Consider the following 13,110-nt stretch of genomic DNA (forward strand, 5'->3'; position numbering starts at 1 on the left):
CTCCGGCATGCGGACTGTGCCGATGGCCTGCGGTCTGCACCGATCGGAAACATGCACTGTGCACCGATCAGAAAAGAGTCGAGCCCCGGAACCGGCGCAGTAGGTCCCGGGGCCCGGTCAGGGGCGAAGGCTCACACGCGACGCAGGACCGCGACGACCTTGCCGAGAATGGTCGCCTCGTCGCCGGGGATCGGCTGGTACGCGGAGTTGTGCGGGAGCAGCCATACGTGCCCGTCCTCGCGCTTGAAACGCTTCACGGTCGCCTCACCGTCGAGCATGGCGGCGACGATGTCGCCGTTCTCCGCGACGGGCTGGCGGCGGACCGTGACCCAGTCGCCGTCGCAGATGGCGGCCTCGATCATGGAGTCGCCGACGACCTTCAGGACGAAGAGCTCACCGTCACCGACGAGCTGGCGGGGGAGGGGGAACACATCCTCGACGGACTCCTCGGCGAGGATCGGGCCACCGGCCGCGATGCGGCCGACAAGCGGCACGTACGAAGCGGCGGGCTTGCCGGTGGTGTCGGCGGCCTGGGTGCTCGGCTGGTCGGATCCGCGCACCTCGTACGCCCGGGGGCGGTGCGGGTCGCGGCGCAGGAAGCCCTTGCGCTCGAGCGCCATGAGCTGGTGGGCCACCGACGAGGTGCTGGAGAGGCCGACTGCCTGTCCGATCTCCCGCATCGACGGCGGGTAACCGCGCCGCTGCACCGAGTCCCTGATGACCTCGATCACCCGGCGCTGGCGATCGGTGAGCCCGGAGCTGTCCGCGCGGATCCCTGGAGGTCGGCCCGGCAGGGAGCGAGCGGGCTTGGGCCCCTCCTGGTTCGTGGCTGCGTCATTCATTGCATGCACCGGCTCGAATCGGCTCTGGGAGCGGTCCTGGGCACTGATGGTGGCGCTGTCTGCGGTGGTGGTCACGTCGGTCGGCCCCTCTCGAGATGTTCTCCCTAGTTAGCCAACGGTAGTTGCTTTCGAAAGGTTGCGCCAAACACACGTTCGAGTGAAAAATCGCAGATTACCTGACGTGATCATGTGTCGAGGTGTATGGCTATCGCTCGGACCGAAAGGAAATTCGGTTCATTACGGTACGCTTCACCGCCGGGGTCCCGGCCCTGCGGGGTGAGGCTCCATAGTGCCACTCGGTGCACCGTCAACTCGGTAGCGGGTCCTTCCGGGTGGCGTCGGCTCGGGGTCGAGGGTTCGCGCGCTGGGCGCGCGGGCCTGTCGTGCGAGGGCGCCCCCGGGCGACACGCGATGGTGTCGAAATTTACGGCAAACCCCAGATCTAGTGGTTGGATTGCAGCCGCAGCCCAGAAGTTGTGGTCCCTGGTCTTTCAGGCCCGCGGGCATCGCCTATGCTGGGGGCTGCTTCGAGGGCCTCAAGGGCCCGTTGAGGTCTTTGAGTCGTGCCGTGAAGGAGGGTTGGGAGTTCCATGCACTGCCCCTTCTGCAGGCACCCCGACAGTCGCGTAGTCGACAGCCGCACCACGGATGACGGCACGTCGATCCGCAGGCGTCGTCAGTGTCCGGACTGCTCTCGCCGTTTCACGACGGTGGAGACGTGCTCACTGATGGTGGTCAAGCGCAGCGGCGTCACCGAACCGTTCAGTCGCACCAAGGTCATCAATGGCGTCCGCAAGGCATGCCAGGGCCGGCCCGTGACCGAGGACGCGCTGGCCCAGCTCGGCCAGCGGGTCGAGGAAGCGGTCCGGGCCACCGGAAGTGCCGAATTGACCACCCACGACGTGGGGCTCGCCATACTCGGCCCGCTGCAGGAACTCGACCTCGTGGCCTATTTGCGCTTCGCGTCCGTGTACCGGGCGTTCGACTCGCTCGAGGACTTCGAGGCCGCGATCCAAGAGCTGCGCGGAGGGGGCGACGACGCCCCGGGCGGCTCGCGCGCGGAGCGGGACGCGACCGGCCGCGGGCCCGGAGGGACTGTCGAAGTCCCCCAGCCTGCCACCGCCGCCGACTGACCTTTCAGGTCCGGCGACGAACCAGACTCGTCGCGGGGTGCCCCAGGGCTGTCCGCGACGTCAAGACACACACCGTGCCACGGGAAGAACGTGGCACTTCAGGGCGTTTTAGCCTGATACAGGGAGGCGGCATGACCGAGACGACGAGCGGCCCCGCACGAGGTTCCCGCGCCAAGGGAGCCAAGGGCGGCAAGGGCCTGCGCATCGAGCGCATTCACACGACCCCCGGCGTGCATCCGTACGACGAGGTGGCTTGGGCGCGCCGCGACGTCGTCATGACCAATTGGCGCGACGGTTCGATCAATTTCGAACAGCGTGGCGTCGAGTTCCCCGACTTCTGGTCGGTGAACGCGGTCAACATCGTCACGAGCAAGTACTTCCGCGGTGCGGTCGGCACGCCGCAGCGGGAGGTGGGCCTCAAGCAGCTCATCGACCGCATCGTGAAGACGTACCGGAAGGCCGGCGAGGACTACAAGTACTTCGCCTCGCCCGCCGACGCCGAGATCTTCGAGCACGAGCTGGCGTATGCCCTCCTGCACCAGATCTTCAGCTTCAACAGTCCGGTGTGGTTCAACGTCGGCACGCCCCAGCCGCAGCAGGTCTCCGCCTGCTTCATCCTCTCCGTCGACGACTCCATGGAGTCGATCCTCGACTGGTACAAGGAAGAGGGCATGATCTTCAAGGGCGGCTCCGGCGCCGGCCTGAACCTCTCCCGCATCCGTTCCTCCAAGGAACTCCTCTCCTCCGGCGGCAACGCTTCCGGCCCGGTCTCCTTCATGCGGGGTGCCGACGCCTCCGCAGGAACGATCAAGTCCGGCGGTGCCACACGCCGCGCGGCCAAGATGGTCATCCTCGACGTCGACCACCCCGACATCGAGGGCTTCATCGAGACCAAGGTCAAGGAAGAGGAGAAGATCCGCGCGCTGCGTGACGCGGGCTTCGACATGGACCTGGGCGGCGACGACATCACGTCCGTCCAGTACCAGAACGCCAACAACTCGGTCCGCGTGAACGACGAGTTCATGAAGGCCGTGGAGACCGGCGGGAAGTTCGGCCTGCGTGCCCGCATGACCGGCGACGTCATCGAAGAGGTCGACGCCAAGTCCCTCTTCCGCAAGATGGCCGAGGCGGCCTGGGCCTGCGCCGACCCGGGCATTCAGTACGACGACACGATCAACGCCTGGCACACCTGCCCGGAGTCCGGCCGTATCAACGGCTCGAACCCCTGCAGCGAGTACATGCACCTGGACAACACGTCCTGCAACCTCGCCTCGCTGAACCTGATGAAGTTCCTCAAGGACGACGGCAAGGGCAACCAGTCCTTCGAGTCCGAGCGCTTCGCCAAGGTCGTCGAGCTCGTGATCACCGCGATGGACATCTCCATCTGCTTCGCGGACTTCCCGACCCAGAAGATCGGCGAGAACACCCGCGCCTTCCGCCAGCTCGGCATCGGCTACGCCAACCTGGGTGCTCTGCTGATGGCCACCGGCCACGCGTACGACTCGGACGGCGGCCGCGCCCTCGCCGGCGCGATCACCTCGCTGATGACCGGCACCTCGTACAAGCGCTCCGCGGAGCTCGCGGCGGTCGTCGGCCCGTACGACGGCTATGCCCGCAACGCCGCGCCGCACAACCGCGTCATGAAGCAGCACGCCGACGCCAACACCGCGGCCGTCCGCGTGGACGACCTGGACAGTCCGATCTGGGCCGCCGCCACGGAGGCCTGGCAGGACGTCGTGCGGCTCGGCGAGAAGAACGGCTTCCGCAACTCCCAGGCCTCGGTGATCGCGCCCACCGGCACCATCGGTCTCGCGATGTCCTGCGACACGACCGGCCTCGAGCCCGACCTCGCCCTGGTGAAGTTCAAGAAGCTCGTCGGTGGCGGCTCCATGCAGATCGTCAACGGCACCGTGCCGCAGGCTCTGCGCCGCCTCGGCTACCAGGAGGAGCAGATCGAGGCGATCGTCGCCCACATCGCCGACCACGGCAATGTGATCGACGCCCCCGGTCTGAAGCCCGAGCACTACGAGGTCTTCGACTGCGCCATGGGCGAGCGCTCCATCTCGGCGATGGGCCACGTCCGGATGATGGCGGCCATCCAGCCGTGGATCTCCGGAGCGCTCTCCAAGACGGTCAACCTCCCCGAGACCGCGTCCGTCGAGGACGTCGAAGAGGTCTACTTCGAGGCGTGGAAGATGGGTGTCAAGGCGCTCGCCATCTACCGCGACAACTGCAAGGTCGGCCAGCCCCTCTCCGCCAAGAAGAAGGAGGAGGAGAAGACCGAGATCGCCGAGAAGGCCGAGGACACGATCCGCACGGCGGTCGAGAAGGTCGTCGAGTACCGCCCGGTGCGCAAGCGTCTTCCCAAGGGCCGTCCCGGCATCACCACGTCCTTCACGGTCGGCGGTGCCGAGGGGTACATGACCGCGAACTCCTACCCGGACGACGGTCTGGGCGAGGTCTTCCTGAAGATGTCCAAGCAGGGCTCGACCCTCGCGGGCATGATGGACGCCTTCTCCATCGCCGTCTCCGTGGGTCTGCAGTACGGCGTGCCCCTGGAGACGTACGTCTCGAAGTTCACGAACATGCGCTTCGAGCCGGCCGGTATGACGGACGACCCGGACGTGCGGATGGCGCAGTCGATCGTCGACTACATCTTCCGCCGCCTGGCGCTGGACTTCCTGCCGTTCGAGACCCGCTCGGCGCTCGGCATCCACTCTGCCGAGGAGCGTCAGCGCCACCTGGAGACCGGTTCGTACGAGCCGTCCGACGAGGACGTCGACGTGGAGGGCCTTGCTCAGTCCGCCCCGCGCCAGACGGAGGCCCTGAGGGCGGTCGCCGCGCCGGAGCCGGATGCCGCTGAGGACATTCCGCAGCAGGCGCACACCAGCGCCGAGCTCGTCGAGATGCAGCTCGGCATCCAGGCCGACGCACCGCTGTGCTTCTCCTGCGGTACGAAGATGCAGCGCGCGGGCTCGTGCTACATCTGCGAGGGCTGCGGGTCCACCAGCGGCTGCAGCTAGCCGAGAGCGTGACGCCGTGAGGTGAGGTGAGGGGCGGCGGGGCCAGGACGGTCCCGCCGCCCCTCACCGTTTGCCTGCGGGCGGGCTCAGCGCGCGCTGCCCATCTCGGACCCGAAGGTCACCAGGTCCGTCTCGAAGCCCTGGAGCAGCTCCCGGAACGTCCAGGTGCCGCCCGGCTCCCGGGTGAACTCGGCGACGACGGCGGCCGTGCACTCCGCGACCTCCGCGAAGCCGTGTTCCGCCAGGTCGGTGTGTCCTTCCCGGATCCGGACCGAGACGTTGGCCACGTCCCCGAAGACCCTGCCGTCCGGATGCTGCTGGATCGCCACTCCGACGACCACACGCGTATAGCGCTCGGCGAGCCGCTGCAGCTCCAGGACCATGACCTCGTCGTATCCGAAGCCCTGGCCGGTCTTGCTGTCCCTGCTGAGCGAGATGGTCCCGTCGGGCGAGCGGCTGTCGAAGTGCACCAGGTAGTCCGGTCGACCTTGAGGGTCGTCGGCAGCATCCGCGGTGTACGTCGCGGCCACTATGTCCAGATCGTGAGGTGACGCCCCCATGGGGCTCGGGTCCCACTTCAGCCCGACCTCGACCTTCGTCAGCCCCTTCCGGATGCTGCTCACCGAACTCCCCCTCGTACTTGCCGCGTTGTCAGTGCCAAGAACACGCTACGGCCTGCCACTGACATCGGTCCGACGAACATCCGGTTTGCGTGGGGACCGGCGGCAGCGATCATTGATCGTATGACGTGGAACGGCGACCGCATGACGTGGAACGGCAAAGAACTGGACGTCGCGGCGTACTTGAGCAGGATCGGGTACGACGGGGAGGCGAAACCGGACCTGGCGACGCTGCGGGCCCTCCACCGCGCGCACGTGGACTCCATCCCCTTCGAGAACCTGGAGATCATGCTCGGCCGCCCGGTCCTCCTCGACCTGGCCGCGCTGCAGGAGAAGATGGTGCGCCAACGGCGCGGCGGCTACTGCTACGAACAGAACCTCCTGTTCGCCGCGGCCCTGGAGCACATCGGTTTCACCGTCAAGGGCCTGGCCGCCCGGGTACGGGCTGGAGCATCCTCCACGCGCGCGGTGACGCACATGCTCCTGGACGTCGAGGCGGACGGCAAGCACTGGCACTGCGACGTCGGGTTCGGCGCCGACGGCCTGCTGGAGCCCGTCCCGCTGCGTGCGGGCGCCGCGAGGCGGCAGGACGTACGCCAAGGAGAGTGGCGTTACGGCGTCGAGGCCGAGGAAGAAGACGTGCGGGTGCTGCGCACCGAGCGCTCCGACGGCTGGTTCGATCTGTACGCCCACACGACGGCCCGGTGCCTGCCCGTCGACTACGTAGTGATGAACCACTACAGCTCGACCCACCCCAGATCGCCGTTCATCCGGCGTCCCGTGCTGCAACGGGCCGGGTTCGACGTGCGCCGGCGGCTGATCGGCGCACAACTGACGCTCACGCGCCCCGACGGTTCCGTGGACGAACGTGAGGTCCCTGTGGACGAGTTGCGCGACACGATGGTGCGGGAGTTCGGCATCGAGCTTGGGGACGACGACTTCGCGGAGTTGATCCGGGTGCACTACCCCGGCGCGTGACCTGGGCCACGCGCTGGGCCGTACGATGGCGCGGTGCTGGTCAAGTGGATTCGCTGCACCGTCGTGGACCGCCGGGGATTCGAGCGTGCGCAGCGAAAGTGGGCGGGGCTTCTGGGGGAGCCGGGGTTCCGGGGACAGGGCGGAGGTTGGAGCCGCAGTCGACCGGACGTGGCGCATGTCTTTGCGTTCTGGGAGAGCCGTGCCTTCTACGACTCGTTCATGGCGCGCTCGCACGACCGGCTTGCCTCAGCACAGGTGGGCACGTACAAGAACCCCCAGGCCAAGCTCTTCGACCACCGCTTCGACGTGAAGACGGGCTTCGAGCCGCGCTTCACGGACGCGGACGTGGTGCGGGTGGCGAACTGTCGCATCCATGAGACGCGCGTGGAGAACTTCGCGCTGATGCAGGAAAAGGTCTGGAACCCGGCGATGGCAGGATCCCCCGGCATGGTGCGAGGACTCTTCGGGGAGGCCCCCGGCCATGAGTTCCTCGTCCTGTCGATGTGGCAGTCGGCCGCCGAGCACGGGAAGTACCGCGTGGAGCGAGTGGAACGGCTCGCGCTGCGGGCACAGACAGAGGCCGACGTGGCGGCGATCACGGGGGATGTCGTGCAGTTGGAGCCGTCCTGGACGGTGTGAGGGGTCGGGGGTGCTCATTCGGGTCGCAGCTCGTCCGGCGCTCCGCTTCGGGCGACTGCGCTTGTGCGAGGTTCGCGGAGGAGCGTGTGCAGGCGCAGCCTGCTCTCGTGGTCAGACCCCGTGTGCTGATTGGGCGTGGCCCCTTCACCGGGGAGAGACCCGCTGATCAGCGTCGCGTGAAGGCCCCCGCACGCACTGCGGCGAACACCACGGCCGCGGATTGATCGGCAAGCGCCGTGTCGACCGGTTCGCGCGTGATGAACAGGCGCAGGAGAAGCGGTGCCGACACCGCGCGGACGAGCGCCGCCGCGTCGGTGCCCCGTTCCGCCTCGCCCCGTTCCACGGCCCGTGCGACGACTGTCTCGCAACGCGAGAACCGCTCGGTGTAGAAGGCGCGCAGCGCGTCCGCCGCGCGCTCGGACTGGAACGAGGCGGCGACGAACGCGGTGGGCGCCGCGGCCTTCGACTCGTCCGCGAACGCGTCCACGACTTCACGTGCGAGCGCCCGCAGGTCGCCTTCCAGACTGCCGGTGTCCGGCGGGGTCCACATGTCCTCCCCCGCCATGTCGAGTGCGTCGGCCACCAGGCCTTCCAGGCCGCCCCAGCGCCGGTACAGCGTGGTCTTGTGCACGCCCGAGTGCTCGGCGACGTACTCGATGGTCAGGCCGGGATAGCCGTGATCGCTGAGCCCGTGCAGGACGGCGTCGCGGACGGCCGCACGAGTACGGGCGGTGCGGCCGCCGGGCCGACGGGTGCCGGGCGGGGCAGAAGCGGGCTGGGGGGAAGCGGGCGGGGGAGGAGGGGTGGCGGCGGCCGCTGGTGCGGTGCTCTGGTCGGCGTGAACGCCCTCGTTCGTCATCTCGGCCCTTCGGGTTCCGCTGCGTTCTGTCGGGGTTCGTCCGGCGTCCGCATCCCTCGCGAACCCAATGGCTACTTCTGTTGCATTAGTTCGGTGACTCTGCCACACTCATCGTAATGCTACAGGCGTTGCGTTTGCCTGTCGGTGAGGCAACGCGGTATGTACGGAAGCGGGGGAGCGCATGCCAACGCAAATCTCGGTACGCGACGTGATCAAGGCTCGGGGCGACCGCCTGTTGCTGGACGGCGTCTCCTTGACGGTCCGCCCGGGCGAGCGCATAGGGATCGTGGGGGAGAACGGCGCGGGGAAGTCGACGCTCCTCGACCTCCTGGCCGGGCGGGACCGGCCTGATCAGGGCGCGGTGACCACGGTCGCGGAGGGCGGGGCGGAGTTCCTCGCCCAGACACCGCAGCTCCCCGCGGACCGGAGCGTCGGGGACGCCATCGACGCGGCTCTCTGCGAACTCCGCGCCATGGAAAGACGCCTGCGCGAGCTGGAAGCCGCTCTCGACGGCGCTTCCGCCGCCACGCTGGCAGAGTACGGCGACCTGCTGACGTCCTTCGAACTGCGCGGGGGATACGAAGCCGACGCGCGCGTCGACAAGGCCATGCACGGTCTCGGCCTCGCCCACACGGACCGCACGCGACTACTGGGCAGCCTGTCCGGCGGTGAGCAGGCACGCCTCGGCCTCGCCTGTCTGATCGCCGCCTCTCCAGAGGTGATGTTCCTCGACGAGCCGACGAACCACCTCGACGAGAGCGCCCTCGACTGGCTGGAAGCCGCCTTGCTGGCACACCGCGGAACGGTCGTCGCGGTCTCGCACGACCGGACCTTCCTGGAGCGCGTCGCCACCGCGATCCTCGAAGTGGACGAAGCCCGCCGCACGGTCGTGCGGTACGGCGGTGGGTACCAAGGCCTCATCGCCGAGCGTGCGGCGGCCAGGCAGCGCTGGGAGCAGGCCTACGCGCAGTGGTGCGAGGAGACGCGGCGGCTCGAGGAGTTCACGGTGACCACGGCCCACGCGGTCGCCGGTGGCCGAGGGATGAAGGACAACAACAAAATGGCGTACGACCGCGCGGGAGGCCGCGTACAGGCATCCGTCGCGGGACGCGTGCGCAACGCCCAGGAACGGCTGCGCCGGTTGCACGACGACCCCGTGCCCAAGCCGCCCGAGCCGCTGCGGTTCACCGCGCGCCCCCTCGCCGGGGCCGACGGAGACGGCCGAGCCGCCGAAGGGGACCTGGTGACACTGCGGGAGGTGCGCGTGGGGAACCGGCTGTACGTCCACGACCTCACGGTCCCCGCCGGTCAGCGGCTTCTGATCCACGGCGGCAATGGCGCAGGAAAGTCCACGCTGCTGCGTACCATGGCGGGCGTGCTCGAACCGGACGAGGGCACGGTCACCCGCCGCGGCCGCATCGGCTACCTCGCCCAGGAGATCCCGGTGCGACGCCCCACCGAGCGGGTGCTCGAAACCTTCGGCAAGGGCTTGCCCCTCACCGAGGGCGAGCAGGCCGAACTGCTTCTGTCCTACGGCCTGTTCCGCGCCCGTGACCTGCACGTCCCCGTCGGCTCACTCTCCGCGGGACAGCGCCGCAGGCTCGCACTGGCACGGCTCCTGGCCAGACCCGCGGATCTGCTGCTGCTCGACGAACCGGCCAATCACCTGGCCCTCGCCCTGGTGGAGGAGCTGGAAGAGGCCCTTGAGCGATGGACGGGGGCCCTGGTCGTCGTGTCGCACGACCGGCACCTGCGCCGCCGCTTCACCGGCCGAATACGCCGGATGGAGTCCGGCAGGCTACCCGCCTGAGCGGCTCGGGGAGGGCCCGATCTAGGGTCGACCCATGGCACGACCGCGGCGCATCGTCCTTGTCCGGCACGGCGAATCGGCGGGCAACGCCGACGACACCGTGTACGAACGCGAGCCCGACCACGCTCTCGCGCTCACCGAAACCGGCCTCCAGCAGGCGGAGGACACCGGGAAAGAGCTGCGGGACCTGTTCGGGCGAGAACGGGTGAGTGTGTACGTCTCGCCCTACCGGCGCACCCACGAGACCTTCCGGATGCTGCGCCTCGACCCCGACCTGGTGCGGGTGCGGGAGGAGCCACGGCTGCGGGAGCAGGACTGGGGGAACTGGCAGGACAGGGACGACGTCAGGCTGCAGAAGGCCTACCGCGACGCCTACGGGCACTTCTTCTACCGCTTCGCCCAGGGCGAGTCCGGGGCCGACGTCTACGACCGCGTCGGGGCCTTCCTGGAGAGCCTCTACCGCAGCTTCGAAGCGCCAGACCACCCGCCGAACGTCCTGCTGGTCACACACGGGCTGACCATGCGGCTGTTCTGCATGCGATGGTTCCACTGGTCGGTGGCCGAGTTCGAGTCTCTGTCCAACCCGGGCAACGGCGAGACCCGAGCGCTGCTGCTCGGTGAGGACGGTAAGTACACACTCGACCGACCGTTCGAGCGCTGGCGTGAGCCGGAACCGTACGGCATCACCGGATAGAGTGGCAGGGCGATGACCGCTGACCTCTCTCATGACCGGCGCCTGAGCCGCGCGCTCGCCAGCTTGCGTGGTCTCGCGGTGGGTGACGCGCTGGGTTCGCAGTTCTTCAAGCCCGCGCACCACCCACTGCTCAAGCGGCGCGAGCTGCCCGAAGGCCCCTGGCCCTGGACCGACGACACCGAGATGGCCTGCTCCGTGCTGGCCGTTCTGGTCACCCACGGCAGGATCGACCAGGACGCCCTGGCCGGCTCCTTCGCCGAGCACCACCACGCCGGACGGGGGTACGGCCCGGCGGTGAACCAACTGCTCGACCGGATCCGCGACGGCGGGGACTGGCGGGAACTGGCTTCCGCCCTGTTCAAGGGCCAGGGCTCCTGGGGGAACGGGGCGTCGATGCGGATCGCTCCGCTCGGCGCCTGGTACGCCGAGGACCCGGAGCAGGCGACTCACCAGGCGGAGATCTCGGCCTACCCGACCCATCAGCACCGGGAGGCCGTCGTCGGCGCCATGGCCGTGGCCGCCGCGGCCGCCTTGGCGGCGGACCCCGCGGGGCCCCCGGCTCCCAAGGCCTTGCTCGACGGCGTCATCGACCTGGTGCCCCGCAGCGCCGTCGGCGCCGGACTGCGCCGGGCACGCGACATGCTCGACTACGACGACGCCGGGACGGTGGCCGCCGTGCTGGGCTGCGGGCGCCGCACGACGGCTCACGACACGGTGCCGTTCGCGCTGTGGTCCGCGGCAAGGTCCCTGGGTGACTACGAGCACGCCTTCTGGGGCACCGTGCGGGTGGGCGGTGACATGGACACCACCTGCGCGATCGTGGGCGGAGTGGTCTCCGCCGGTGCGGACGGGGCGCCGCCCGCCGCATGGGTGCAGCGGACCGAGCCGTTTCCCGAGTGGGTGCCGGTGACCGCGGTCTGAGGTACCAGCGGGTTCCGTCAGCCTCCCGCAGGACCTGCCGCGCCCGCCGTCCCGGCGAGTGCGTCCAGGTCGCTCTTGCGCACCCGGATCACCAGCACAGCGGTGATCAGCGCGAGTACGGCCATGGCGACGGCAGGGATGAAGGCCGTCGAGATGCCGGTGGACAGCACCTCGTGCCCCCAGGGGGCGGGCAGCTCGCCGTTCTTGGCGAACGACGCCTTCTCCTGCGGGGACGCGTTCGCCATGAAGTCCGGGACCTGTTCCTTGGCCTCGTCCCGGCTCGCGGTACCGAAGACCGTGGTCAGGATGGACAGGCCGAGCGACCCGCCCACCTGCTGTGTCGCGTTGAGCAGCCCCGACGCGGCGCCCGCCTCGTGCGCGGCGACCCCGGACACCGCCGTCAGCGTCAGCGTCACGAAGTTAAGGCCCATGCCGAAGCCGAACAGCAGCATCGGTCCGAGTACTCCGCCCGCGTACGAACTGTCCGGGGTGATGAACGTCTGCCACCCGAGGCCCAGGGCGACGATGGCCGAGCCGACCACCATGAACGGTTTGGGCCCGAGGACCGGAAGGAAGCGCTGCGAAAGACCGGCACCGATCACGATCGCAACCGTGACGGGCAGGAAGGCGAGTCCGGCCTCGATGGGGGTGTAGCTCAGTACGTTCTGGACGAAGAGCACGATGAAGAAGAACATGCCGAACATGGCCGCGGCCAGGCTGAGCATGATCACGTACGTTCCCGAGCGGTTTCGGTCCGCGAACATCTTCAGTGGCGTGATCGGTTCCTTGGCCCGGCTCTCGATGAGGACGAAGGCGAGCAGCAACACGATCGCCGCGCCGAACGAACCGAGGGTGAGGCCGTCGCGCCAGCCGTCCTCGGACGCCCTGATGAAGCCGTAGACCAGCGAGGCCATACCGGCGGTCGAGGTCAGTGCGCCCACGAGGTCGAAACGGCCCGGATGCCGCTCGGACTCACTGATGTAGAGCGGCGTGAGGAAGGCGATCAATATGCCGATGGGCACGTTCACGAACAGGACCCAGCGCCAGTCGAGCCATTCGGTGAGCATGCCGCCCGCGAGTAGACCGATGGCGCCGCCGCCCGCGGAGACGGCGGCGAAAACGCCGAACGCGCGGTTCCGCTCGGGCCCTTCGGGGAACGTCGTCGTGATCAGGGCCAGTGAGGTGGGCGACGCGATCGCGCCACCGACGCCTTGAAGGGCGCGCGCCGCGAGCAACTGCCAGGGCTCCTGGGCGAATCCGCCGAGCAGCGAGGCGGCGGTGAAGAGCAGGATGCCCGTCATGAACACACGGCGACGGCCCAGGATGTCACCGGCACGGCCGCCGAGTAGCAGCAGGCCGCCGAAGGTGAGGGTGTACGCACTCACGACCCAAGTGAGGTCCGTCGTGGAGAACTTGAGCGCGTCCTGAATGTGCGGAAGCGCGATGTTCACAATCGTCGCATCCAGTACCACCATGAGTTGGCAGGCGGCGATGATGGTGAGCGCGACATTGGGATGGCCTTCGCGGCGGGCCGCGCCAGGCTTTTGATCTTTACTCAACTGAGAGGTCGTCACTATGGGTCCCCCACAAG

General features: G+C 68.6%; 11 protein-coding genes. 7 read left to right on the top strand and 4 right to left on the bottom strand.

What is annotated here, in order from left to right:
• Positions 1-131 precede the first annotated feature (131 nt).
• Entirely contained in the window at positions 132-917 is a 786-nt protein-coding gene (gene lexA / locus IG78_RS0114795; protein WP_030563109.1) for a transcriptional repressor LexA, read from the bottom strand.
• A 515-nt stretch (positions 918-1,432) separates the two neighbouring features.
• Here lexA and nrdR point away from each other — a divergent pair.
• Both nrdR and IG78_RS0114805 read left to right on the top strand, forming a co-directional pair.
• The gene (nrdR, locus tag IG78_RS0114800; protein WP_030563111.1) at positions 1,433-1,975 is read left to right on the top strand and encodes a transcriptional regulator NrdR; all 543 of its coding nucleotides are present in this window, start codon (positions 1,433-1,435) and stop codon (positions 1,973-1,975) included.
• Between the two features lie 131 nt (positions 1,976-2,106).
• On the top strand, positions 2,107-4,998 hold the full coding sequence (locus IG78_RS0114805) for a vitamin B12-dependent ribonucleotide reductase (protein ID WP_030563112.1): 2,892 nt from the start codon (positions 2,107-2,109) through the stop codon (positions 4,996-4,998).
• 86 nt (positions 4,999-5,084) lie between these two features.
• On the opposite strand, the gene IG78_RS0114810 is transcribed toward IG78_RS0114805, so the two are convergent.
• On the bottom strand, positions 5,085-5,621 hold the full coding sequence (locus IG78_RS0114810) for a TerD family protein (RefSeq protein WP_030563114.1): 537 nt from the start codon (positions 5,619-5,621) through the stop codon (positions 5,085-5,087).
• A gap of 120 nt (positions 5,622-5,741) precedes the next feature.
• Between IG78_RS0114810 and IG78_RS0114815 the strand changes: the two genes are divergently transcribed.
• Together IG78_RS0114815 and IG78_RS0114820 are read left to right on the top strand one after the other, a co-directional pair.
• Positions 5,742-6,596, top strand: coding sequence for an arylamine N-acetyltransferase family protein (locus IG78_RS0114815; RefSeq protein ID WP_030563116.1), 855 nt, complete (start codon positions 5,742-5,744; stop codon positions 6,594-6,596).
• A 33-nt stretch (positions 6,597-6,629) separates the two neighbouring features.
• Complete coding sequence (locus IG78_RS0114820) at positions 6,630-7,235, top strand: YdbC family protein (protein WP_030563118.1); 606 nt, start codon at positions 6,630-6,632, stop codon at positions 7,233-7,235.
• A 166-nt stretch (positions 7,236-7,401) separates the two neighbouring features.
• Here IG78_RS0114820 and IG78_RS0114825 read toward each other — a convergent pair whose 3' ends face one another.
• A complete protein-coding gene (locus tag IG78_RS0114825) occupies positions 7,402-8,094 on the bottom strand; it encodes a TetR/AcrR family transcriptional regulator (protein WP_030563119.1) in 693 nt (230 codons plus the stop codon).
• A 181-nt stretch (positions 8,095-8,275) separates the two neighbouring features.
• Between IG78_RS0114825 and abc-f the strand changes: the two genes are divergently transcribed.
• From abc-f to IG78_RS0114840, 3 genes are read left to right on the top strand one after another with little or no spacing between them, the layout of a single operon-like run.
• Positions 8,276-9,904: a ribosomal protection-like ABC-F family protein gene (gene abc-f, locus IG78_RS0114830; protein WP_030563121.1), complete on the top strand. Its 1,629-nt coding sequence runs from the start codon at positions 8,276-8,278 to the stop codon at positions 9,902-9,904.
• 34 nt (positions 9,905-9,938) lie between these two features.
• Positions 9,939-10,598: a histidine phosphatase family protein gene (locus IG78_RS0114835; RefSeq protein WP_030563123.1), complete on the top strand. Its 660-nt coding sequence runs from the start codon at positions 9,939-9,941 to the stop codon at positions 10,596-10,598.
• A gap of 12 nt (positions 10,599-10,610) precedes the next feature.
• Positions 10,611-11,519 (top strand): ADP-ribosylglycohydrolase family protein, encoded by a 909-nt coding sequence (locus IG78_RS0114840; RefSeq protein ID WP_030563125.1) that lies wholly within the window; start codon positions 10,611-10,613, stop codon positions 11,517-11,519.
• 17 nt (positions 11,520-11,536) lie between these two features.
• On the opposite strand, the gene IG78_RS0114845 is transcribed toward IG78_RS0114840, so the two are convergent.
• The gene (locus IG78_RS0114845; protein WP_030563128.1) at positions 11,537-13,093 is read right to left on the bottom strand and encodes an MFS transporter; all 1,557 of its coding nucleotides are present in this window, start codon (positions 13,091-13,093) and stop codon (positions 11,537-11,539) included.
• Between the last annotated feature and the right edge of the window lie 17 nt (positions 13,094-13,110).

Origin of the sequence: Streptomyces aureocirculatus (assembly GCF_000720475.1) — a bacterium.
GTDB classification, from domain to species: domain Bacteria; phylum Actinomycetota; class Actinomycetes; order Streptomycetales; family Streptomycetaceae; genus Streptomyces; species Streptomyces aureocirculatus.

Bases quoted from the DNA above. Each gene is read 5' to 3' on its own strand.
- IG78_RS0114825 (WP_030563119.1), bottom strand. From the start codon at position 8,094: ATGACGAACGAGGGCGTTCACGCCGACCAGAGCACCGCACCAGCGGCC.
- IG78_RS0114840 (WP_030563125.1), top strand. From the start codon at position 10,611: ATGACCGCTGACCTCTCTCATGACCGGCGCCTGAGCCGCGCGCTCGCC.
- nrdR (WP_030563111.1), top strand. From the start codon at position 1,433: ATGCACTGCCCCTTCTGCAGGCACCCCGACAGTCGCGTAGTCGACAGC.
- IG78_RS0114805 (WP_030563112.1), top strand. From the start codon at position 2,107: ATGACCGAGACGACGAGCGGCCCCGCACGAGGTTCCCGCGCCAAGGGA.
- IG78_RS0114835 (WP_030563123.1), top strand. From the start codon at position 9,939: ATGGCACGACCGCGGCGCATCGTCCTTGTCCGGCACGGCGAATCGGCG.
- abc-f (WP_030563121.1), top strand. From the start codon at position 8,276: ATGCCAACGCAAATCTCGGTACGCGACGTGATCAAGGCTCGGGGCGAC.
- IG78_RS0114815 (WP_030563116.1), top strand. From the start codon at position 5,742: ATGACGTGGAACGGCGACCGCATGACGTGGAACGGCAAAGAACTGGAC.